Annotated in this window: 21 protein-coding genes; 10 read left to right on the top strand and 11 right to left on the bottom strand. The window is 62.9% G+C overall.

Going from position 1 to position 23327, the window contains the following annotated elements; genetic code table 11:
• Positions 1-43 precede the first annotated feature (43 nt).
• Positions 44-1678, bottom strand: coding sequence for a BCCT family transporter (locus IE125_RS10610; protein WP_189444629.1), 1635 nt, complete (start codon positions 1676-1678; stop codon positions 44-46).
• A 217-nt stretch (positions 1679-1895) separates the two neighbouring features.
• On the opposite strand from IE125_RS10610, the gene IE125_RS10605 reads away from it, so the two are divergent.
• From IE125_RS10605 to IE125_RS10580, 6 genes are all read left to right on the top strand, one after another.
• Entirely contained in the window at positions 1896-2546 is a 651-nt protein-coding gene (locus IE125_RS10605; protein WP_189444628.1) for a thermostable hemolysin, read from the top strand.
• Positions 2539-4014 carry an AMP-binding protein gene (locus tag IE125_RS10600; RefSeq protein WP_189444627.1) on the top strand — a complete coding sequence of 492 codons (1476 nt, stop codon included), beginning with the start codon at positions 2539-2541 and terminating at the stop codon, positions 4012-4014. The genes IE125_RS10605 and IE125_RS10600 overlap by 8 nt, the downstream gene beginning before the upstream one ends.
• 101 nt (positions 4015-4115) lie before the next feature.
• Positions 4116-4811: an iron-containing redox enzyme family protein gene (locus tag IE125_RS10595; RefSeq protein WP_189444626.1), complete on the top strand. Its 696-nt coding sequence runs from the start codon at positions 4116-4118 to the stop codon at positions 4809-4811.
• Entirely contained in the window at positions 4798-5595 is a 798-nt protein-coding gene (locus IE125_RS10590) for an SDR family oxidoreductase (RefSeq protein ID WP_189444625.1), read from the top strand. Before IE125_RS10595 ends, IE125_RS10590 begins: the two co-directional genes overlap by 14 nt.
• A gap of 48 nt (positions 5596-5643) precedes the next feature.
• Complete coding sequence (locus IE125_RS10585; protein WP_229809047.1) at positions 5644-6288, top strand: tetratricopeptide repeat protein; 645 nt, start codon at positions 5644-5646, stop codon at positions 6286-6288.
• Positions 6289-6425: 137 nt separating this feature from the next.
• Positions 6426-7421: an LLM class flavin-dependent oxidoreductase gene (locus IE125_RS10580; protein WP_189444623.1), complete on the top strand. Its 996-nt coding sequence runs from the start codon at positions 6426-6428 to the stop codon at positions 7419-7421.
• 153 nt (positions 7422-7574) lie between these two features.
• On the opposite strand, the gene tal is transcribed toward IE125_RS10580, so the two are convergent.
• From tal to IE125_RS10545, 7 genes are all read right to left on the bottom strand, one after another.
• Entirely contained in the window at positions 7575-8531 is a 957-nt protein-coding gene (tal, locus tag IE125_RS10575) for a transaldolase (protein ID WP_189444622.1), read from the bottom strand.
• 133 nt (positions 8532-8664) lie between these two features.
• A complete protein-coding gene (xylB, locus tag IE125_RS10570; RefSeq protein WP_189444621.1) occupies positions 8665-10167 on the bottom strand; it encodes a xylulokinase in 1503 nt (500 codons plus the stop codon).
• A 138-nt stretch (positions 10168-10305) separates the two neighbouring features.
• On the bottom strand, positions 10306-11796 hold the full coding sequence (locus tag IE125_RS10565; RefSeq protein ID WP_189444620.1) for a mannitol dehydrogenase family protein: 1491 nt from the start codon (positions 11794-11796) through the stop codon (positions 10306-10308).
• Between the two features lie 13 nt (positions 11797-11809).
• Positions 11810-12934, bottom strand: coding sequence for an ABC transporter ATP-binding protein (locus IE125_RS10560; protein ID WP_189444619.1), 1125 nt, complete (start codon positions 12932-12934; stop codon positions 11810-11812).
• Between the two features lie 39 nt (positions 12935-12973).
• A complete protein-coding gene (locus IE125_RS10555; RefSeq protein ID WP_189444618.1) occupies positions 12974-13795 on the bottom strand; it encodes a carbohydrate ABC transporter permease in 822 nt (273 codons plus the stop codon).
• On the bottom strand, positions 13792-14724 hold the full coding sequence (locus IE125_RS10550) for a carbohydrate ABC transporter permease (protein ID WP_189444617.1): 933 nt from the start codon (positions 14722-14724) through the stop codon (positions 13792-13794). The genes IE125_RS10555 and IE125_RS10550 overlap by 4 nt, the downstream gene beginning before the upstream one ends.
• A gap of 137 nt (positions 14725-14861) precedes the next feature.
• Positions 14862-16202, bottom strand: coding sequence for an ABC transporter substrate-binding protein (locus IE125_RS10545; protein ID WP_189444616.1), 1341 nt, complete (start codon positions 16200-16202; stop codon positions 14862-14864).
• A gap of 541 nt (positions 16203-16743) precedes the next feature.
• Here IE125_RS10545 and IE125_RS10540 point away from each other — a divergent pair.
• On the top strand, positions 16744-17766 hold the full coding sequence (locus IE125_RS10540) for a LacI family DNA-binding transcriptional regulator (RefSeq protein ID WP_189444615.1): 1023 nt from the start codon (positions 16744-16746) through the stop codon (positions 17764-17766).
• A gap of 45 nt (positions 17767-17811) precedes the next feature.
• On the opposite strand, the gene IE125_RS10535 is transcribed toward IE125_RS10540, so the two are convergent.
• The 3 genes from IE125_RS10535 to IE125_RS10525 form a co-directional block, all read right to left on the bottom strand.
• Entirely contained in the window at positions 17812-19278 is a 1467-nt protein-coding gene (locus IE125_RS10535) for a sensor histidine kinase (protein WP_229809046.1), read from the bottom strand.
• Positions 19275-19946 carry a response regulator gene (locus IE125_RS10530; protein ID WP_189444614.1) on the bottom strand — a complete coding sequence of 224 codons (672 nt, stop codon included), beginning with the start codon at positions 19944-19946 and terminating at the stop codon, positions 19275-19277. Before IE125_RS10530 ends, IE125_RS10535 begins: the two co-directional genes overlap by 4 nt.
• A 72-nt stretch (positions 19947-20018) precedes the next feature.
• Positions 20019-20360: a PepSY domain-containing protein gene (locus tag IE125_RS10525; RefSeq protein WP_189444613.1), complete on the bottom strand. Its 342-nt coding sequence runs from the start codon at positions 20358-20360 to the stop codon at positions 20019-20021.
• A 256-nt stretch (positions 20361-20616) separates the two neighbouring features.
• Here IE125_RS10525 and IE125_RS10520 point away from each other — a divergent pair, with 256 nt between their 5' ends.
• The 3 genes from IE125_RS10520 to IE125_RS10510 all read left to right on the top strand — a co-directional run bounded on the left by IE125_RS10520 (position 20617) and on the right by IE125_RS10510 (position 23072).
• The gene (locus IE125_RS10520; RefSeq protein WP_189444612.1) at positions 20617-21123 is read left to right on the top strand and encodes a hypothetical protein; all 507 of its coding nucleotides are present in this window, start codon (positions 20617-20619) and stop codon (positions 21121-21123) included.
• The gene (locus IE125_RS10515) at positions 21120-21470 is read left to right on the top strand and encodes a hypothetical protein (protein ID WP_189444611.1); all 351 of its coding nucleotides are present in this window, start codon (positions 21120-21122) and stop codon (positions 21468-21470) included. The genes IE125_RS10520 and IE125_RS10515 overlap by 4 nt, the downstream gene beginning before the upstream one ends.
• Positions 21471-21782: 312 nt before the next feature.
• Positions 21783-23072 carry a nitrate regulatory protein gene (locus IE125_RS10510; RefSeq protein WP_189444610.1) on the top strand — a complete coding sequence of 430 codons (1290 nt, stop codon included), beginning with the start codon at positions 21783-21785 and terminating at the stop codon, positions 23070-23072.
• Positions 23073-23327 lie beyond the last annotated feature (255 nt).

Here is a 23327-nt window from a genome sequence, read left to right as displayed (position 1 = left end):
CGGGCCCCGTCGCGAGTGTCGCGCGAAGCGCGCCTGGAGATTGTCAGCGCGCGTTGATGCGGCGATTCTTGACGTCCGGCGCGCGACGGTAGCGGTCCTCCTCGGAGAGCATCTCGGCCTCGAAGGCATCGGCACCGACCGGCGTATCGCTGTGACGACGATAAAGTGCGGTCAGCATCGCCTTGCGATCGGCACGCAGCTCCTTGAGCGTGACGAATATCATGCCGTACAGAATGAACGTGAAGGGCAATGCCGACAGCACCGATGCCGACTGCAACCCTTTCAGCCCGTTTTCGCCACCGGCCGATAGCAGTGTCAGGCAGATCGCGGCGATCAGTACCCCCCAAATGATTCGCTTCATCAACGGCGGATTGAGTGAGCCGTTATCGGTCATCTGCGAGACGATGTAGGTCGCCGAATCCGCCGATGTCACCAGGAAGATGAAGATCAGGCAGAGCGCGACGATCGACAGCACGTTGGAAAACGGCATCAGATCGAACATGCGGAAAAGCGCCGAGGTGATGTTATCGGCGGTCGCTTGAGCCAGTCCGGCATCGCTGTTGAGCTCCATCTGCAGCGCCGCACCGCCAAACACACCGATCCAAAGACAGGCCAGTAGAGGCGGTACTACAAGCACCCCGAAGACGTACTGCTTGATCGTGCGACCACGGGAAATTCGGGCAACGAAAGTGCCGACGAACGGTGACCAGGCGATGACCCAGGCCCAGTAGAAGATCGTCCAGCTGGCTGCCCACTCGCTGTTGTCGAAGGGCGACATTCTCAGACTCATGCCGATGAAATTCTGCAGATAGTCACCGAGCCCCAGGGTAATGGTTTCGAGAATCTTGACGGTTGGCCCGGTGAACAGAATGTAGAACATCAGCGCAAAGCAGATGATCAGATTCAGGTTCGACAGATTCTTGATGCCTTTATCGAGACCGGAGGTTGCAGAAATCATGTAGCAGATGAACATGGCCCCCATGATGATGAACTGCCACCACATGTTCTCGGGCACATTGAAGACTGAGTGCAGCCCGCCGTTGATCTGCAGCACCGCAAGGCCGATCGACGTTGCCACGCCCATCACGGTTGCCACCACGGCGAAGATATCCAGAATGGGCGCCAGCCTGCGCAGCTTCGGGCGCTTGGCGGTGACCGAGGAGAGCACGTTGGAAACCATGCCCGCCTGCCCCTTGCGGAACTGGTAATAGGCGATGATCAGCCCGACGACCGAGAACGCCGCCCACTGGTGAATACCCCAGTTGAAGAACGCGTACTGAATGGCATAGCGCGCCGATTCCGGCGTCGCGGACTCGACGTCGCCGAATGGCGGCGTGAGATAATGGGTCATCGGTTCCGCCATGCCGTAGAACACGAGCCCGACGCCAAACCCGGCGGCGAGCAGCATGCTGACCCAGGAGAAGAACCCATAGGTTGGCTTACTATCTTGAGGTCCGAGGCGGATTTTACCGTATTTGCTGAAAGCCAGCGCGATCAGAAAAATCACGAAACCGAAAACGGATAGAAGATAGAACCATCCGAAATAGTGCGTCGTCCCGCTAAGCGCCGTGTTGGCGATATTGCCGAACTGCGTCGGAAAAATGGCACCGACGGCGACAATCGCAGCGATCACGACGGCCGAGACGACGAATACGCCTTCCTTGCCAAGTTTGGCCATGTTCACCCCTTGTTTTATCCCGATTTGCCGAAGGCCGTTTCGGCAAGTTCACACATCAGTGTAGACGACGAGGCCACAGCGCAACGCATGACGGGGCCCCGGCGTTTCGAACGTGCGCGGATCGGCTCCGTGTCTCCCGGCTTCCCTGGAAGCGTAAGCTTTCGTTAAGTGAGCGCGGCGCACCCTACCGAGAACATTCACTCGCGAGGGGCGCCAGATGCCCGAGCCATCCTTCAAATCGTTCTCTCGAGCGCTCGTCTGGCGTGAAGTCGGCGGCACCGAGCGCACCGACGCCGAGAGCTTCATTGCAAAGACCTACCGCGAACAGCATGGCGCTGCGATTCATCACTTCGCCCCGCGCCTGTTCGCGCTGTGGGAAGGCAGCGAGATTCAAGCGGCCGTCGGTGCCCGACGAGCGGACCCCTCGCCACTGTTTCTCGAGTCCTATCTTCAAGTGCCGATCGAGCAGGCATTGGCAGAAGCGCTGACGCAACCCGTGCAGCGGGCAGCGCTTGCCGAGATCGGCAACCTGGCGACCCGACGCCCTGGGTTGGCCGTTCCGCTGATCGTCTCCCTGATCGAGACGCTGGTCGCCGAAGAGTGCCGCTGGCTGGCGTTCACCGCGACAGCTGCGGTCCGTAACGGCTTTCGCCGACTGGGGCTGGATGTGCGTCAGCTGGCCGAGGCCGACCCCACCCGGCTGGGGCCGACAGTCGAGGAGTGGGGCAATTACTACCTGCATCGCCCATGGGTCATGGGCGGTGACCTCGTGGCCGCCTGGCACCAGCTCGGCGCTCGCGGTTTTCGCCTGCCGCCTACCACCGTGCCAGCCGCCGTTAGCCGAAACAAGGGAGACAGCCATGCTTGACGCCTTCTTCGAACACCTGGAGACACTGTCAAGGCAGCGCCCTGACCAGATTGCGCTGGCAGATGCGGCCCAGCGCGTCAGCTACGCGGCACTTCTCGAGAGAATCGCCGAACGCGGGGCCCGTCTGAAGCAGTGTGGCGCGACTCGAGTGGGACTGGCGCTGGACAACGGCGTCGACTGGGCACTGTGGGACCTGGCCATGATGCGCGACCGCATCGTCTGCGTGCCGCTGCCGAGCTTTTTCTCGCCGACGCAGGTCGCTCACGTTCTCGACCAGGCCGGGATCGACACCGTCATCGGGACACCGTCGGCATTCGCGCCATTGGGCTTCACCGCGACAGGCGATAGCGATATCGCTCAACGCGAGTGCCTTTCACCACCGAAGCTGCCAGTCGGAACGCAGAAGATCACCTTCACCTCCGGCACCAGCGGGTCGCCGAAAGGGGTCTGCCTGGATAGCGATGCGCCACTGAAAGTAGCAGAAAGCCTGGCGACCGTGACGCGACCATGCGATATCCAGCATCACCTGACGCTGCTGCCGCTGGCGACGCTGCTCGAGAATATCGGCGGCATCTACGCCCCACTGTGGCTGGGGGCCCGCGTCACACTGCCGTCGCTGATCGATGTCGGCTGGTCAGGTGCAAGCGGCTTCGATAGCGCCAAGGGATGGGATCTCATTCTCGCCGAAGCGCCGGACAGTCTGATTCTGGTTCCCCAGCTGCTATCGGCGCTACTGGCTCGCCAGGGTCCGGCACCGATCGACTTCGGTCGCTTCTTTGCCGTCGGCGGAGCCACGGTCTCTCCCGAACTACTGCGGCGTGCACAGTCCGCGGGCTGGCCCGTCTTCGAAGGCTATGGTCTGTCGGAGTGTGCCTCGGTCGTGTCACTGAATCGCCCCGGCGAGCAACACCTTGGCAGCGTCGGGCGTCCACTTCCACACGTTGACCTGCAAATCGACGACGACGGTGAGATTCACGCCGCCGGGGCTCTGATGCTTGGCTATCTCGGTGAGCCGAGCTCACGCATCGAGCGATGGCCGACCGGCGATCTTGGCGAATGGCAAGACGCCACGTTGCATTTGAAAGGCCGGCGTAGGCAGGTCTTCATCACGGCGTACGGGCGCAACGTGGATCCCGCTTGGGTCGAAGCGGAACTGACCGCCGAGCCCGTCATCGCCCAGGCCTGGGTCTACGGCGAAGCCCAACCTGCCAACCGGGCACTGCTGGTACCCGGAAGCGATACCGTCAGCGAGGAAGCCCTTCAGGCAGCCGTGGCTCGCGCCAATGAACGCCTGCCCGACTATGCCCGCATCTCCCGCTGGCGGGTTTCGGCACCGTTCACGCCACTCAACGGGCTGGCGACGGCCAACGGGCGACTCCGGCGAGAGGCGCTGGAAACGGCTCACGCCGACTGGCTGGCAGCTCCGATCACCGCTGCCGACACGACCACTGCGACATCCGCAACCTGATCCGTCGATGCCGAGACCCGGCCCGACGACACCCTGACGAGAATCGGCGACTGGCACTCGCGAGCGCCCGCCCTTTTCCGAGATCCCGAGGAGACGACTCCATGACCAACTATGAAACCCTTCAGCAGGCCACCGCCGAACATCGTCAATGGCTACTCGAGACGCCGGTGATCCAGCGTGCGCTCAGTGGCGACATCACCAAAGCACCGTATCTCGCGTTCCTGGAGCAGGCATACCATCACGTGAAGCAGACGGTGCCGCTGATGATGGCCTGCGGCGCTCGGCTGCCCGAGCGTCTGGAGTGGCTGCGTGGCGCGCTGGTCGAATACATCGAAGAGGAGTACGGCCACCAGGCCTGGATTCTCGATGACATCCGCGCGTTGGGGGGCGATCCCGACGCCACGGCGTCGGCTCGACCGGCACCGGCCACCGAGCTGATGGTACGCTACGTGCGCGACGTGATCGCCCATGACAACCCGATCGGCTTCTTCGGCATGGTTCATGTACTGGAGGGTACCAGCACCGCCATTGCCACCCAGGCCGCGGAGCAGATTCGCCAGGGAGCAAACCTGCCTGCCGATGCCTTCCGCTATCTCGAGTCTCACGGCAGCCTGGATGTCGGCCATCTGGCGTTCTTCGAGGAGCAGATCAATCGGCTGGAAGACCCTGCGGACCTCCAGGCGATTATCGATACCGCCAACATGGTCTACCGACTCTATGGCGCCATGTTCCGCAATCTCGAACGCGATGCCGGCAGTCAATCCAGTCACGAGGAGCTAGGCCATGCGCTGGTCTGATCGCTGCGTGCTGGTGACCGGCGCTACCGGCGGTATTGGTCGCGAGCTGGTGTCGATTCTCACCGATCGAGGCGCGAAGCTGGTTGTCGCCGGACGCAATGTCGATGCCCTGCGCGCACTCGCCGCGCAGGCGCCGGAGCGGATACAGACGGTAGCCGCCGATATCGGGATCACCAGCGAACGTCGGCGTATCGTTCAGGCAGCGGAGATAGCTCGCGTCGACATGATCATCAATGCCGCCGGCATCAACCATTTCGGCATGTTCGAAGAGCAGCATGCCGAGCAGATCGAGCGAATGGTGATGACGAACGTCACCGCGACGCTGCTGGTGACACAGGCGTTGCTGCCAAGACTACTGCGGCACGACGCCGCCTGGATCGTCAACGTCGGATCCGCCTTCGGTGCCATCGGCCACCCCGGTTACAGCGTCTACTGTGCCACCAAATTCGCGCTGCGCGGGTTCAGTCAGGCGCTGCGTCGCGAACTGACGGACACACCGGTTCGCGTCCTGCATATCGCGCCGCGTGCGACGCGCACGGAGATGAACGACGCCAACGTCGACGCGCTCAATACCGCGCTCGGCAACTCGGTCGATGCGCCTCGCGAGGTCGCAAATGCCATCGTCCGAGACATCGAGAAAGGCACCAAGGACCGCCAGATCGGCTGGCCCGAATGCCTGCTGGTCAGACTCAACGGCCTGCTGCCGGGTATCGTCGATCGCGCCTTGAAGAAGCGTCTCCAGACGATTCAGCGCCACGCTCGCCAGCCGTCCATTACTCCATGACACCAGGACACTCGACATATGACAGGCCAAACCCTATGGATACCGCTAATGCTTGCCGTCGCAATGGGCGTCACCTCGGTGAACGCCGTCGCCGAGGCCGCATCCCCGACGCATGACGCCGAGACGTCGGTCGCGGCCGGTCTGCACGAGCTGCAGAGCCGCTGGGCCAATATTCGCTATCAGACCCCGGAAGCGCGCCGCGAGGACGCCTTCGACCAGCTTTACCAGCGAGCACAGGCCCTGCTCGAGACCCACCCGGATAGCGCCGAACTGTACACCTGGGCCGGTATCATCCGCGCCTCCGAAGCCGGTGCAGGCGGTGGCCTGAGCGCGCTTTCACAAGTCAAGGACGCGCGACAGGCGTTCGAAAAAGCACTGGCCATCGATCCCGATACGTTGAACGGGTCGGCCTACACCAGTCTTGGTACGCTCTATCACCAGGTCCCCGGTTGGCCGATCAGCTTCGGCGACGACGACAAGGCCAAAACGCTCCTGCAGAACGGACTGTCGATCAACCCCGACGGCATCGACAGCAACTTTTTCTGGGCCGGTTTCCTTCACGATAACGATGACGACGCCGGCGCTCGCCAGGCATTGCAGAAGGCGCTTGCCGCGTCGCCGCGCCCGGGAAGAGAGGTTGCCGACGCCGGCCGTCGCGAGGAAATCCAGCGACTTCTCTCCGAGCTGAACTAGGACCAGGAGATCCCGAGAGCCAGCCGGTAGCAGACGTATCGCGGTTGCATTCCCTTGTCATGCCCTCATGATGGGAGTCATGAGGGTGCTAAGGAATTACCGACAAGCGCCCTGCCACCGACTGCGAGAACCTCCTCATGTCACGACTAGCCGACATTCCCCTCTCCGTACTCGATCTGGCGCCGATCACGCTGGACGGCACGCCAGCCGAAACCTTTCGCAACAGCGTCGATCTCGTCCAGCACGCCGAGCGCCTGGGCTACAACCGCTACTGGCTTGCCGAGCACCATAATATCGATGGCATCGCCAGCGCGGCGACCAGCGTTCTGATCGGCCACCTCGCGGGGGCCACCTCGACGATTCGCATCGGCAGCGGCGGTATCATGCTGCCCAACCATCCGCCGCTGGTGATCGCCGAACAGTTCGGCACACTCGAGACGCTCTACCCCGGCCGGATCGACCTTGGGCTGGGTCGAGCGCCGGGCTCGGACGGCATCACCATGCAGGCGATGCGGCGTGATCCACGTGCGGGTATCAACGACTTCCCCGATCGCCTCGACGAGCTGCGCCGCTATCTCGGCGAGAGCGTTCCCGGACAGCGAGTGCGCGCCATTCCCGGCGAGAGCACGCACGTTCCCATCTGGCTACTGGGGTCGAGCGGCTTCAGCGCTCAGCTCGCCGCCCGCCTCGGCCTGCCTTTCGCCTTTGCCGGGCAGTTCGCCCCCGGCTACATGATCGAGGCGCTGCACCTGTATCGCGAAGGCTTCCAGCCCGGCGTACTCGACAATCCCCATGCGATGATCGGCATCCCGCTGGTCGCCGCCGACAGCGACGACCGCGCGCGCTTTCTCGCCACGACCCAGCAGCAGAAATTCCTCAATCTGATTCGTGGCAAGAGCACCCGTACGCGTCCGCCGGTCGAGGCACTGGACTGGTCGCCACAGGAGCAGGCGATGGTCGCCCAGAATCTCGGCGCAGCCGTGGTCGGCGGACCGGGATCGATTCGGCAACAGCTCGATGAACTATTGGCGACGACCGGTGCCGACGAGATCATGGTCAATACCGACTGCTTCGACCACGCCGACCGAGTGCGGTCCTACGAGATTCTGGCGGATGTCTGGAAGGCGGCGTGAGAAACTGGCCCTAGGGTAACAATCGTGCCGCCGCTTGCTCGCGAAGCAACGCCTTCGCGAGCAGAGCTCGCTCCCACCAAAACCGTCACCGCTGCCAGATACCAAAACACCCGGCACATGGCCGGGTGTCTTCGTAAAATACCCAGCAAAAGCTTAGCCGAGACGCTTGGCCAGCAGCCCTTCGAGCTTGGCCTGGTCGGCGGCGAACTTGCGAATGCCTTCCGCCAGTTTCTCGGTCGCCATCGCGTCCTCGTTATGCTCCCAGCGGAACTGCGCTTCGCCGATGCGCTCGAGGCGCTTGCTGCTCTCACCGGTGTCGGTCACCTTGCGGGTGACTTCGCCTTCGGTCGAGGCAAGCTCTTCGAGCAGCGCGGGTGAGATGGTCAGGCGGTTGCAGCCGGCCAGCGCCAGCACCTGATCGGTGTTGCGGAAGCTCGCACCCATCACCACGGTGTCATAGGCGTAACGAGCCGCGTAGTCGCAGACGCCGCGCACGAAGACGACGCCGGGATCTTCGTCCGGGGCGTAGGACTCGGTACCGGTTGCCGCTTTGTACCAGTCGGTGACGCGGCCGACGAAGGGCGAAATCAGGAAGACGCCGGCTTCGAAGCAGGCGCGCGCCTGAGCATCGGAGAAGAGCAGCGTCAGGTTGCAGTTGATACCGTCCTTCTGCAGCCGTTCGGCGGCACGAATGCCTTCCCAGGTAGAAGCCAGCTTGATCAGCACGCGGTCCTTCGAGACGCCCTGCTTTTCGTACAGTTCGATCAGATGATGCGCCTTCTTGATGCTCGCCTCCTCGTCGAAGGAGAGCTTGGCGGCCACTTCGGTCGAAACCTTGCCCGGGACCAGCTTGGTGATCTCGGTGCCGATTGCCACGCATAGCCGATCGACCGCTTCCTCGACGCGTGAATCAACATCGGTGATTTCCGATTTCACGGCGGAAAGCGTCTCGTCGATCAACCCCTGATAGCCCTCGAGATCGAAGGCCTTGAGGATCAGTGACGGGTTGGTCGTTGCATCTTCCGGCTGATAGCGGCGAATCGCGTCCAGGTCGCCGGTGTCGGCAACGACTTTGGAAAGCTGTTTGAGAGAGTCCAGTTGCTGTGTCATGAGTCGCTCCTTCGATGTGACGTGAGATCGCGGCGCGTCATCGCACCTCGCAATGCCGATTTCTGAAGCATAACACCGTAGCTGCCTCCTCGCCGGTCCCGGAGAGCCTGAACGTCAATCTCGACGAGCGCAATCAGTGGCCTCGCGGCAGTGCGATACCGTGTTCTTTCTGCAAGGCCTCGCGATAGCGACGGTAGATGCCGTGATACTTGGCGACCGTTTCCGGATGCGGTCGCGTCAGCGTCGAATCATCGAGCCGGACCCAGTCGCGGCAGAGCTCCGAAAGACTGGCATCGCTCTCGCGGCGGTCGCACCAGCGCGCCTGGATCGCCCCGCCAAACGCCGCCGCTTCCGTGACCTGAGGGCAAACGACCTCGAGATCAAGGATGTCGGCGACGATCTGGCGCCAGACTGCACTTTTCGCACCGCCCCCGACCAGCCGCACCTGGGTCGCCTGACCGGCCAGGAAACCGAGCAGCTCGAGCCCGTAACGTAGCCCGAACGTCGCACTCTCCACGGCGGCGCGGCACAGGTTGGCAGGGTTGGTGTTGAAGCTCGTCATGCCACTCAGACTGGCATGCGCCTGCGGCAGCGCGGGAACCCGTTCGCCGCTGAAGAATGGCAGCAGCGTGATGCCGCCGGCGCCGGGTTCGGCCTTCTCGACGGCGCGATTGAAGCCTTCGATATCGAGTCCCACCAGCTCGCGCAGGGTGGTCGTCGCGGAGGTGACGTTCATCGTGCAGATCAACGGCAGCCAGCCGCCGTGGCTGGCGCAGAAATTCGCTACCATGGCGTTGTCCGGCACCACCGCCTCCGGAGAGTGCACGGCGATCGTGCCCGAAGTGCCAAGACTGATCGTGACCATGCCCGCTTCGATGTTGCCGGTGCCGATCGCGCCCATCATGTTGTCACCGCCGCCGCTGGCGACGATGACGTCATCGCCGAGACCCAGCTCGGCAGCCAGCGCGGGACGCACCTTGCCCACCGCTTCGCGCGACTCGATCAACCGCGGCAGAACACGGTCGGCATCGAGCTCCGGCGCGATCAGCTCGAAGACATCTCGACGCCACTGCCGCGTGCGCGTATCGAAATAGCCCGTCCCCGATGCATCGCCACACTCGGCCACGCGCTCGCCGGTGAGCCAGAAGTTGAGATAGTCGTGCGGCAGCAGCAGCGTCTCGATGCGTCGGTACGCTTCGGGGTGCGTCTCACGCAGCCAGGCGATCTTGGAGGCGGTATAGCCGGTCTGCAGCACCAGCCCGAGCCGGTCGATACAGCCCTGCTCGCCGCCCATTGCCTCGATCAGCCGCGCGTTCCACTCGGCCGTCTCGGTATCGTTCCAGAGCTTGGCCGGATGCACCGGCACGCCGTCGGCATCGAGCGCGACCATGCCGTGCTGCTGACCCGAGATACCGATCGCACGAACGGCGCCCGCGCTGACACCGGCATCGTCCAGCGCTTCGCCAAGCGCGCCGCGAAACGCCTCGGTCCACTCTTCCACCCGCTGCTCGCGGCGACCGTTGTCGCCCTGATCCAGACGATGTGGCCGCGAGGCCTCGCCGACAATCCGGCCGTCACTGTCATCGACCACCACGATCTTGGTGCTCTGCGTGCCGCAATCCACGCCGATATACATGGTTCAGGCTTCCCGGTCTCTGTGTTGCATCTGATAGGAGCCGCCGCATGGGCCATCGAGCCCCTGGTCTTCACCAGCGTCGTCTGTCGTGCGGCCCCACGCTTTGGCGCATCGACCTTACCCCGCTCATTTCCGGCGTCAACGTCCGACGAGATTTTCGACGCAGGCTCGTGCGCCATCGCGATGCAGCCGCTCGAGCGCCTCGAGATAGGCGGTGCGAAAGCGCTCGTCATCAACGAGATCGCCAAACAGCTGTCGGTTCTCGATGAATGCGGTCGGCTCGCTGCGGTTGCGCTTGGCGATCGCCATCAACTCATCCTTGAGACGGTCGACAACGGTGATCGGTTCGCCCTGCTCGTCGACACCCTCAGCGTATCGGGCCCAGCTCGCGACCACGGCCGCACTGCGTCGAATGTCGCCGCCACCATCGTCACCACGGTCGGCGAGCTGCTCGCGGATGACCGGCAGCAGCCACTTGGGAATCCGATCCGAACTCTCGGCACAGAGCCGCGCCAGCGTGTCCTTGATCTCCGGATTGGCGAAACGCGCGATCAGCGTCTGCTTGTAGTCGTCGAGATCCACACCCGGCACGGGGCGCAGCGTCGGCGTGGCTTCGATGTTCATGTAGTCGAGCAGGAACGCGACGAAGAGCTCGTCCTGACACACCTCGTGCGCGTAGCGGTAACCCGCAAGATAGCCGAAGTAGGTCAGCGCCTGATGGCTCGCGTTGAGCAGGCGCAGCTTCATCAGCTCATAGGGCATGACATCGTCGACGACCTGCACGCCGACGTCTTCGTAGCGCGGACGCCCCAGCGTGAAGTGATCTTCCAGCACCCATTGGGTGAAAGGCTCGCAGACCACGGGCCAGCGATCCTCCACGCCGAAGCGATCGCGGATTTCGGCGATATCGGCCTCGGTCGTCACCGGCGTGATGCGATCGACCATCGAGTTGGGAAACTGGACATGCTCGTCCACCCACTGGCCCAGCTCGGCATCGCGAGCCTTCGCGTAGGCGACGAACATTTTGTGCGCCACCTCACCGTTGCCCTGAATGTTGTCGCAGGACATGACCGTGAACGGCTCGAGACCGCGCTCGCGACGGCGCGCCAGAGCTTCGATCACCAGGCCGAAGGTCGTTTTCGGCACCCGGGGTGAGGCCAGGTCGTGCTTGACGTCGGGGTTACCGAGATCGAATTCCCCGGTGACGTGATGAAAGTTGTAACCGCCCTCGGTTACCGTCAGCGAGACGATACGTATCTGCGGATCGGCGAGCGTCTCGAGCACCTTTTCGATATCGTCCGGCGCGAACAGATAGTCGATGATCGAGCCGATCACTCGGGCCTGATATTCGCCATCGGGATGTTTGACGACCAGCGTATAGAGATGATCCTGCGCGGCGAGCGCTTCCTGCATTCGTCGGTCGCCCGGCATGACGCCGACCCCGACGATGCCCCAATCGAGCGCTTCGCCCCGGTTCATGAGCGAATCGAGGTACATCGCCTGGTGCGCCCGATGAAAACCGCCGACGCCAAAATGGACGATCCCCGGTTTGACCTGACGGCGATCGTATTTCGGCTTGTCGATGGCGGCATCGAGGCGATCCAGCGCCAGCGTGTCGAGTGTGGTCATGAAATTCGGCTCCTCAAGCGTGAGAGTCGGCGAGAGCGGCGGCTTCGCCGGCAGCACGCCGCGCGATGACCTGATCGGTCTCGACATCGAAAAGATGGAGCTTGTCGCTCTCGCAGGTCAGCGAGAGCGGCTCGCCGATCTCGATCTGGCGATGCCCCGACAACTGCGCGGTGAGCGTGGCATCGCCAACATTGACCTGAACCACGGTCACCGCGCCCAGGGTCTCGACGACCTCGACCCGGCCGTCGATCCGGTTTTCCGCCTCACCCTGTGCGACGGAAAGATGCTCGGGCCGCACACCCACCCAGATATCCCCGCCGTGAGATTCACTTGCCTCACGCAGCCCGGCGTCCAGCGTCAAGCGGAACCCTTCGCCGCTGACCGCGCCATCGCTGTGGGTGGCGCGCAGAAAATTCATCGACGGGTTACCGATGAAACCGGCGACGAAGCGATTGGCGGGATGCTCGTAGAGGTTGATCGGCGTGTCGATCTGCTGGATTTCGCCGTCCTTCATGACCACGATACGCTCGCCCATGGTCATCGCCTCGACCTGGTCGTGGGTGACGTAGAACGTGGTGACCTTGAGCCGCTTGTGCAGCTTGACGATCTCGGCACGCATGTCGACCCGCAGCTTGGCATCCAGATTGGAGAGCGGCTCATCCATCAGAAAGACCTGCGGGCTGCGCACGATCGCGCGACCCAGCGCCACGCGCTGACGCTGACCGCCGGAGAGCTCGCGCGGCTTGCGCGCGAGCAGCGGTTCGATGCCCAACGTCTTCGCCGCCTCGTCTACCTTTGCCTTGATCTCCTCGGCAGGGCGCTTTTTCAGTTTCAGGCTGAACGCCATGTTCTCCGCCACTGTCATGTGCGGATAGAGCGCATAGCTCTGAAACACCATGGCGATATCGCGCTCCTTCGGCGGCACCTGGCTGACGTCCTCGCCACCGATCAGGATCTCGCCGCCGGTGTTGCGCTCGAGCCCCGCAATCATGCGCATGGTGGTCGACTTGCCGCAGCCGGAAGGGCCGACCAGTACCACGAATTCACCATCTCGGGTGGTCAGGTTGAAATTGTCGACGGCGTTGCTGTTGCTGCTGCCGTACTGCTTCGCGACGTTCTTGAGTTCGACGATGGCCATCTCGCTAGCCCTCTTGAAAAGGTTCGGAAAAGATCGGGATCACTTGACGGCACCGAACGTCAGCCCGCGCACCATCTGACGCTGCGTGAACCAACCGAGCACGATGATTGGCGCGATCGCCAGCACCGACGCGGCGGACATCTTGGCCCAGAAAAGCCCCTCGGCACTCTTGAACGAGGCGATGTAGACCGCGAGCGTCGCCGCGCGATGGTCGGTCATGGTGATACTCCAGAACGACTCGTTCCACGCCAGGATCAGGGCCAGCAAGCCGGTGGAGGCCAGACCGGGCAGCGCCAGCGGCAGCACGACCTTGAACAGCGTCTGCAGTACGCTGGCACCGTCGATATCCGCGGCTTCGACGATGTCCTTGGGAATGTCGCGGAAGTAGGAGTAGACCATCCAGACGATGATTGGCAGGTTCATGGCGGTGAACAGCAGCGTCAGCCCCAGGGCGTGGTCGAGCAGCCCCACCGTCTTGTAAACCAGAAAGATCGGAATCAGGACGCCGACTGCCGGGATGAACTTGGTCGAGACCATCCACACCAGCAGAAAGTCGGTGCGCTTGTTGGGATAGAACGCCATGGCGTAGGCGGCCGGTACCGCCAGCGCCAGGCCGATGATGGTCGAGGCGACCGCGGTCAGTGCCGAGTTCCAGGCGTAGTGCCAGTAACCGCTACCCTGAGCCAGTGCTGTCTTGAAGCTTTCGAGGGTCGGCATGAACCAGAACGTCGGGTCAACGGAGAAGGCTTCCTGCTCGGTCTTGAAGGCCGTCAGCAGCAGCCACAGGATCGGGAAGAAGATCGCCAGCGCCACGAGCCAGGCGAGAATACCCAAAAGCGCGTTGCCGGATTGAGTTCTCATTGCTGCGCCCCCGCGTTGAGGTTGCCCGCGATGAAGCGGATCAGCATGATCGCGAAAATATTGGCCAGCACGACCGCGCCAATGGCTGCCGCCGACGCCATGCCGATGTCGTACTGCTGGAACACGGTCTGAAAGATGTAGTACGGCAGATTGGTCGTCGCCGTACCGGGCCCGCCGCTGGTGGTGGTGTAGATCTCTGCGAACGAGGTCAGAAAGAAGATGCTCTCCAGCATCACCACCACGTAGAGCACCTGACCGAGATGCGGCACCACGATATGGCGAAACTCCTGCCAGGCGTTGGCGCCGTCGAGCCGGGCCGCCTCGATCTGATCCTCCGGCAACGACTGCAGGCCTGTCAGAAGCACCAGCAGCGCGAACGGCGTCCACTCCCAGGTGATCATGATGATGACCGACACCATCGGGTAGTGCGCGAGCCAGTCGACCGGTTCCAGGCCGAGTTGACGCGCGATCCAGGCGAACAACCCATAGACCGGGTGAAACAGCATGTTCTTCCAGATCAGGCCGGTCACGACCGGCATGACGAAAAACGGCGCGACGGCCAGCGTGCGCGCCACGCCACGACCGACGAAGGTCCGGTTGAACAATAGCGCCAGCGCGAGGCCAAGACAGACGGTCACGACGAGGCTGGCGAGGACGATGATCAGCGTATTGCCGAGCGCTTCCCAGAAGACCGGGTCACTCAAGAGAATCGCGTAGTTGCCGAAAGCGGCGAAGCCGTCATACATCGGCATCATCAGGTTGTACTGCTGAAACGAGTAATAGATCGTCATCAGCAGCGGCACGAGCATCCAGATCAGCAGAAAGATGACGGCCGGCGCCATGAGAAGGCGCGTGGTGCGCGAGAAGGAGCGCGCGCCGGGCGCCTCCCGGTTCGCGTTCTGCGTCAGGGATCGAGACATGGCTTTCATGGGTATTTCCCGGAGATGACGGCTGTCATGGACAGCCGCTTGGCCGAATCGCGTCGAGATGATGCCGGCCATCCATGGTCGGCATCGTCCCGGGCACTAGCCCCGCTCGACGCGAGGTCCTGCGCCGGGCAGGCGGCTCACTGTGGTTTGCCCGTCTGCTGCATCAGACGCTCGGTGAAGGCCTGCCCCTGACTCAGCGCATCGTCGACACTCTGCTGGCCCGAGAGCATGGCCGCCATCAGCTGGCCGACGCGGGTACCGATCGCCTGAAACTGCGGGATGGTGACGAACTGGACACCGGTATACGGCACCTCCTGTGCGCTGGGATCGGTCGGGCTGGCGCTGCTGATTGCCTTCTCCACCAGCGGCGCGAACGGCGCAGCCTGCTTGTAATCCGCGCTGTCATAGGTGGATTGACGCGTTCCCGGCGGCACCGACAGCCAGCCTTTCTCGTCGGCAACGGCGTTGATGTAGTCCTTCGAGGTCGCCCACTCGATGAACGTCTCGGCGGCGTCCTGATGCTGAGAGGACTGCGGCACCGCCAACGCCCAGGTGAACAGCCAGTTCGAGCCTTTTTCGGTAGTCTGGTAAGGCGCCTGCGCGAAGCCGACATCCTCCGCGACCTTGGACGTGTCCGGATCGCTGACATAGCTGGCGGCGACCGTGGAGTCGACCCACATGCCGCACTGGCCGTTGGCGAACAGCGTCTCGGACTCGGTGAAACCATTGGAAGTCACGCCCGGCGGGCCGTAGTCGTTGAGCAGTTCGACATAGGCGTTGGCCGCGTTTTTCCACTCGGGGCTGTCCAGCTGCGGAGTCCAGTCCATATCGAACCAGCGTCCGCCAAAGCTGTTGACCATGGTGCCGAACAGCGCCATGTTCTGCCCCCACCCCGGCAGGCCACGCAGGCAGATGCCGTAGACACCGTCAGACGGTGAGTGAATCTTCGAGGCAAATTCCTTCATCTGATCCCAGGTTGGCTTCTCGGGCATCTCGATGCCGGCCTTCTCGAACAGATCCTTGCGATAGTAGGTGACCGAGGACTCGGCATAGAACGGCAGCGCGTAGAGCTCGCCATCGACCGACAGCCCCTCCTTGACCGGTGCGAGCAGATCGTCAACGTCGTAGTCTTCCGGCAGATCTTCATCGAGCGGTTTCAGCCAATCATTCTGCGCCCAGATCGGCGTCTCGTAGTTGCTCACGGTGACTACATCGTACTGACCGGCCCCGCTGGCGATATCCGTGGTCACCTTCTGACGCAGCTCGTTCTCCGGCAGCGTCACCCAGTTTACCTTGATGTCGGGATGCGCTTGATGGAACGCGGACATCATGCTCTGCATCGTTACCATGTCAGGATTATTGACAGTGGCGACAGTGATTTCTGTGCTCTGCGCCATGGCCGGTAAACAGACTCCCAGGCCTGCCAACCCCATGCCTGACATGCCGATAACCGGTAGCACTCGGGCAAATCGTCTCATCTCGAATTCCTCTCGTGGCGCTTGTCGTTGCTATCACTCACGGCGCACTCATACGCCGGGCTTCGATGACACTTCGGTCACGACCGATCTCAGGTCATGTGTACTGGCGGACAGGTTCCCGTTCGAATTATCCACTCATATCATTCACCCACGTCCGGCATGTAGGCCAGCGCATGGCGCGTGACATCAAGAAGAAATCATAAACGTAACATCGCGATAATCAAGCTGGATTGAAAATAATAAAACGTTATAAATCAATATTTTATAAAATCTAATACCAAGGTTTAACGTCGTGGATAGACCTAAGTATTAGAGAAAATAAGATCACCAGAGGAGAATATCGATGATATGAAATGACACAAAATGCATCGCTAAAGGCCACCTGCGATCCACCTTCGACTTTGGTAGCGTTCGCTCAGCGGAAAACGTTCAGGAAGCGCAGTGGCGCCGGCATTGTCCGGGATCGGCGATCGGGCTACGTCGAAACCGGACGAAAACCAGGCAGGCATCAGGCAAGAAATCAGTCAAGGAGCGTCGGCACATGGCTCGCACCACGCTGGAAGATATCGCCAGGCAGGCAGGCGTCAGCAAGATCACCGTCTCGCGCGCCTTCACGTCGCCGGACAAGGTTCACGCCGAGACACGCCAGCAGATCCTGCGGATTGCCCGCGAGCTCAATTACGTGCCGCAATCTCAATCGGCCAGTTCGAAAGAGCCTTCGCCTACGCGAACGCTCGGTCTGGTCAATCCGAACATGACCAACCCCTTCTTTGCCCGCGTGGCGCGGGAAGTCACGCTCGCCGCGCGGGCGCAAGGCTATACGGTGCTGGTGTTCGACTCCTACGAGTCCGAAACGCTGGAAGCCGAAGCGATCGGCAAGCTCATCGAGTTCTCCGTCGACGCGATCATCCTGTCGGTAATCTCGTCCGATATCGACTACTACCCTGCCTACCTGAACACGCTGCAGGCGGCGAACATTCCGGTCGTGCTGGTCGACCGCGAATTGAAGGCGCCCCATTACGGCGGCGTCTATATCGACAATCTGGACTGCGGCTATCAGGCCGGGCGCTATTTTCTCGAGCACAATGCGCTCGAAAACAGCGCACCGGACAGGCGCATTTCACGACTGCTGGCGGTCTCGGGGCCGGCCGACTCGATGGTCTCGATCGGTCGCATGTCCGGCCTGCGCGAGTCGATCGGCAACCACGATATCGCGCTGGATGTCGTCTATAGCGACTTCAGCTTCGAGCCGGCCTACCGCGCGCTGCGCGACTACCTGGATCGTCACGACTGGCCGGAGGCAATTATCGGTGCCAACAACCAGATCACCATGGCCGTGCTGAAGCTGTGTCACGAGCACGGCAAGCGCCCGCAGCGAGATGTGCAGCTATTCAGCATCGACGAACTCGAGCACAGCGACGTCTTCGGCATCAATATTCCGTGCATACATCACAACCTGCCGGAAATCGCCCATCAGGCGCTGCAGTTCGCCATGGCCGCCGTCGAGTCGCCGGGTCAGAAGGGCTTCCGGAGCGTGGTGCGGGGAGAGCTGCGGCTGGCGTGAGCTCACACGCAGGACGTCGGCCGCAGGCGCTCGGCAGCGATCCGGTCAATCCGAATGTCGGGGAGGTGGGTCGGATCGACTCGGCGGCAGCACCGCATGGGGAGAGACTGGCGATACCGGAAGCCAGACGTCGGCAAGCAGCCCGCCAAGCGCTGCTCGATCGAGCCGCAGCGAACCGCCGTAGAGCGCCATCAGATCCTCGACGATCGCGAGACCCAGACCGGACCCGGGGCCACGCGCGTCCAGCCTGACTCCGCGTGCCAGCGCCGCTTCGCTCTGGGCTCGGGTCATGCCGGGGCCGTCGTCCTCGATGCGCAGATTCGCACCGTGCTCGGCCGATTTCACCGTCAAGCGAACCTCGTGGGCTGCCCAGCGCAGGGCATTTTCCAGCAGGTTGCCGGTCAACTCCTGGAGGTCCTGCGGATCGATCCGAGCCATGGCATCGGGATCGATATCGGCATGAAAGCGCAACCCCCGCCGCTGAGCGAGACGTGACAACCCTTGCACCACGGGCTCGATGGTCCGGGCAATCGCGATGCGTCCGGAGAACGCCGCGCCGCCTGCCGCCGAGGCGCGGGCGAGGTGGTGGCGGACAGCCTCGTCAATCCGCGAGAGCTCGGTATGAATCGGTTTCCGCTGCTCGGGGGGAAACCGTTCGGCCTGCGTCTTCAACACGCTGACCGGGGTCTTCAGGGCGTGGGCCAGATTGCCGGCTGCCGCGCGACCGCGCTCGATCAGCCGACGATCACGCTCGAGCACGCTGTTCATCGCGAGCGCGACTTCCTTGAGTTCGGCCGGCAGTTCGGTATCGAGCCGCTCGGCCTCGCCCTCCTCCACCGCCCGCAGATTGGCCGACATCCGCCGCAGCGGCGCCAGGCCCCAGCGCATCTGCAGCGCCAGCCCGCCCAGCAGCAGGACGCCGAACGTTGCCAGCGAGACGATCAGCAAGCGTTCGAAGCGCCCGACCTCGCGATCCAGCTCGTGGGTCGAGCCCGCCAGCGCCACGTGAACGGCATTGGCATCGCCCGGTAGCTGAATGTCGCGCTCGATCATGCGCAGCGTCTCGTGTCGCGGTCCGGTCACCTCGTAGACGTTGACACCCTCCTCGTGCTGCGGCATCGGCAGTCGCTGGTCCCACAGCGAGCGTGACGCCAGCGACAGATCGGCCCCATCGCTGACCTGCCAGTACCAACCCGAATAGACCCGTTCGAAGCGAGCGTCGCCGAGCGATCGGTTGAGCTGGAGCTGCTGGCCGACACTATCGACGCGGATACCGGCCAGCAGCGCATTGAGCTGGGACTCCAGCCGGCTATCGAAGGATGCCGTGGCAGACTGGCGGAAATTATAGGTCAGGCCGGCCCCTGCCAGCGGTAGAAGCACCAACACCAGTACCAGCGATGCGACCAGCAGGCGAGCACCGAGCGGCGCCCGCTGCAGACTGGCCTTCAGCGATCGCTTCGATCGCGGGCGTTGCGTCTGTGCCGCTTGACTCCGTGACCGCCTGCGGGTCACGAATCAGCCTCGAGATCCACCAGTCGGTAGCCCTGCCCGCGCAGCGTTTCGATACGGGCGCGTCCGAACTTGCGTCGAAGACGACTGATCTGCACGTCGATGACGTTGGAGTCCGGCTCGTGATCGCGGTTGTACACATGCTCGGCAAGCTCCGAGCGGCTGACGATGCGCGGCGAGGCATGCATCAGATACGAGAGCAGACGCGACTCCTGTGCGGTGAGCGTGATCGGTCGACCCGCAAGCGTGACGCTGCCGGTATGGGTATCAAGCGTCAGCTCGCCCACCCGAATGACCGGATGCGCATGCCCGTGACTCCGCCTCACCAGCGCCCGCAGCCGAAACAGAATCTCGGCGGTTTCGAACGGCTTCACCACGTAGTCATCGGCCCCGGCCGAGAACCCGGCAGCCTTGTCCGACCAGCGCTCGCGGGCGGTCAGCACCAGGACAGGCAGATCGATCTCGTCTTCCCGCCACTGCGAGAGCCAGCGCGTGCCGTCACCGTCCGGCAGCCCCAGATCGAGAATGACCGCGTCGTAGCGCTCGGTACGGACCAGGAAATCCGCTTCCTGCCCCGTCCCCGTCGACTCGACCAACAACCCAGCCTCCGCCAGCGCCGATACCAGCGCCGACGCCAGCGCGGCATCATCCTCGACCAACAGCACTTTCATCGATTCAATCCTTTACCACTCATGCTCGTACGCGAACCGCCGGCCCCCTGGCGATTGTCGCTGCGGGAGGCCTCATTTCTTCATGGCATCGATGTTGACGCCCTCGATGCTCAACAGCTTACCGCTCTCGGCGTCGAATTCGAACTCGACCACCTGCCCCTGCGGACCGATCATCTCCACTTCATACTCGATCCGGCCGTCGTCATTGTCCTGCTCGAGTTCCACTTCGAGAATCTGTCCCTCATAGCGGGCCTCCAGCCAGTCCATGATCTCCGTGAGGCCGACCAGGTGCCCCTCTTCGACCTCCTTGTGCAGGTCTCGCCACGCCGGTCCGTCGGCAGCCGCCGGCAGGACGGTGCCGCTCAGCAGCAGCGGTGCGATCAGCAGAACGAAAAGTGAATTGCGCATTGTCATGTTCGCAGTATCGCCCAATCGCCATTAATCAGGAATGAACGCCTCTCGTCCCTCCGCTCCCGCCGCGAGCACACCTGGCGCTACCGATCGTGCCCCGCGTGATGAATCGGAAGTGAATTTGGCCGTCAGCCCGTTGCAAGGTCGCTCGGCGTATAACGACGATTCTCGACGTGGCGGAGATCTCCAGGCGGCCTCGCGGCCGCCCGCCTGCGCCTCGGTTCGAACATCCGCCCGGCGGACTCAGGAGGACCCATTGATGACACTACGCATGACCTCACGAAACTGGCTACTGCCGGCCGCCATTCTCGGCGGCAGCATGAGCACAGCCGCCATGGCCGGCGGCGAGGCCCTATCCAGCAGCGATCTCCAACGCCTGCTGGACCAGGCCGGTCAATACGGTTTTACCCGTTATGAAAAGTTCGACGTCGACGCGGACGACAACCGTCTCGAAATCGAGGGATGGCGCGCGGATGGTTGGGAGCTTGACGTTGCCATGCGCCTGAACGACGGTGAATTGCTGAGAGAAAGCCAGCGCCGCTCGACGACGCCTGACTGGAGCCTGGATGGTGACGAGCTGCGGGCTGCGCTCGAGCAGGCCAGGCAACGCGGCATGCAACGATTTTCGGAACTCGAAGTCGATAGTGATGGGCACATCGAGATCGAAGGCTATCGGGCCGGTGCCACCCATGAGGATTTCGACCTCGACCTGCACCGAGACAGTCTCGGCCGGACCGACGCCAACGCCACAGGAGAAACCGGATGAGCGATCAACGTCATAACCAGAATGCCGCTTGGCGCGCTACCCAGCAGTGGAAAGCCCGCGTCGACAGCTCGCGCCCCGCCCCGGGCGCTGGCGGTCTGAAAATGCTGTTCACCTGGCTGCTCTTCGGTGCCATGCTGATCGTCGGCACCGTGCTGGGCCTTTTCTTTCTCATCGTCGGCTGGGCGCTGCTGCCACTCCTGCGACATCGCATGAAGAAGCACGCCGAGCAGGTCCGCGCCTCTCAGGCGCAGTATGCTGGCGGCTCGGCCGATGAACCGGAAGATGCCGACACCTCGCGGCGCCACCGAGTGCTGGAGGGCGAATACGAAGTGCGGGGGCCACGTTGACCGAACTCGGTTGACCGTTCCCGATTGGCCACACCGGCTGAACGGGCTCTTTCTTCTATCCTCCATGTGATCGCAGCACCGTCACTGCTGCTATAACTGCCGCCGCTGCCTCCTCATGCAGCGGTCCTGTCGTTCATCATTCGGTGTCTGCGCGGTGATCGCCTCGTCCGTCGCCGCGTGCGCCGCTCGAGCGGGCGCGGTAGAGTCATGGGTAACCGAGAGGTGGCCCCCTATGCGCGGTGGCCTTGGCTGCTCGGTTATCGCTCGGCCCACCGCCCGGCGGCGCTCGACAGAATGAGGATACCAATAACAATGATTGCGACAGAACAACTGCTACGGACGGCAAAACGTGCCGAAATCGAACAGCTCACGCGGCTGGCCGATACGGCAGCCATCGTCGGCGACCTGTCGCGTCTGGTTCACGCCCTCCAGCGCGAGCGCGGCGCCTCCAGTATCTATCTCGGGTCGCACGGCCAACGTTTTACCGAGCAGCGCCATCAGCGTATCGCCGATAGCCAGGGTTTCGAAACCACGCTTCGCCAGCGTCTCGACGCGTGGATCTCACCCATCGAGGAGGGCGCCAAGCCGCTGGCTGACGCGCGTCTTTTCAAACGCATCGCCGCGGTCTGGCACGGGCTCGATGCGCTTCCCGCCATCCGCGCGGAGATCGAGACACAGCGCCTCGGCGCCGACGACGCCACTCGGCTTTTCAACCGCGTCATCGCCAACCTGCTGTCCGTCGTGTTCGAAGCCGCCGACACGGCCAGCGATCCGGACATCACCCGTGTCCTGGTGTGCCTTTTCCATTTCATCCAGGGCAAGGAGCTTGCTGGCCAGGAGCGTGCCTGCGGTGCGCTCGGCTTCACGCTCGGCACATTCGACGAAGCCCATCGTCATACGTTGCAGCAGTTGATCGATGCCCAGCAGCGCTGTTTCGATACCTTCGCGGAGTTCGCGAGCCCGGCGTTGCTCGAGCGCTGGCAGGCCGAAGTGGCGCCGCCGATTCAGGAGGCGGTCACCCACCTTCGCGATCTGGCGATTCACGATTCGCCCCTGCCGAGAAAGCTCGATAGCCCGGGCGAGCAGTGGTATGCCATCACGACCCAACGCATCGACGCGATGAAGACCATCGAGAATCTGATCGTCGACGAGCTGCAGTCCGGCTGCCGCGAGCGCACCCGACAGGCGGAACACGACATCAACGACATCGCACGCTTGCGCGAGAGCCTCGAGACCGAATCCTGGGCCGCCCCGGTCAATCTGTTACGTGAGCCGGTCACCAGCCAGTCGGCGCCGCAGTTCGCGACATTGACGACGAACGCCATCGAATCCCGCTTCGATCGCTCGCTGATCGACCTGGTCCAGACCCAGAACGCGCGACTCCAGCAGATCAGCGATGAGCTGGAGAGTACGCGCAAGACGCTGCGCGACCGCAAGCGGATAGAGCGTGCCAAGGGTCTGCTGATGGAGCACCAGCAGCTGAGCGAGGAGCAGGCTTATCGGCTACTGCGCAAGACGGCCATGGACCAGAGCAAACCGTTGGTCGAAGTTGCCGGCAGCGTCATCGACCTGGTCGCGATGCTCGATCGATCCGCGCAGTGACCGCTGGCCGCTGCCTGTTCGCCGCCGTTATTCCATCCGGGACGCGTTGATCCCTTCCGGGACACCATCGCGCTCTTCAACGGCATCGCCGCAGCGTCGTTAACGTGCAGACTTTGGCACGCCTGCACCAGCGGTGTGCCTTCGGCACCGGCACTTACCGGCTGCGCTCACTGCGTTGACGCCTATCCCCTTGAAACGCCGCCATTCGAACGATGTTGGCACTCCCCCTGCTTGTCATTGGATCAACGGGCCAAC

Source organism: Salinicola rhizosphaerae (genome assembly GCF_014652715.1).
GTDB classification, from domain to species: domain Bacteria; phylum Pseudomonadota; class Gammaproteobacteria; order Pseudomonadales; family Halomonadaceae; genus Salinicola; species Salinicola rhizosphaerae.
This window is presented reverse-complemented; position numbering and strand designations above follow the sequence as displayed.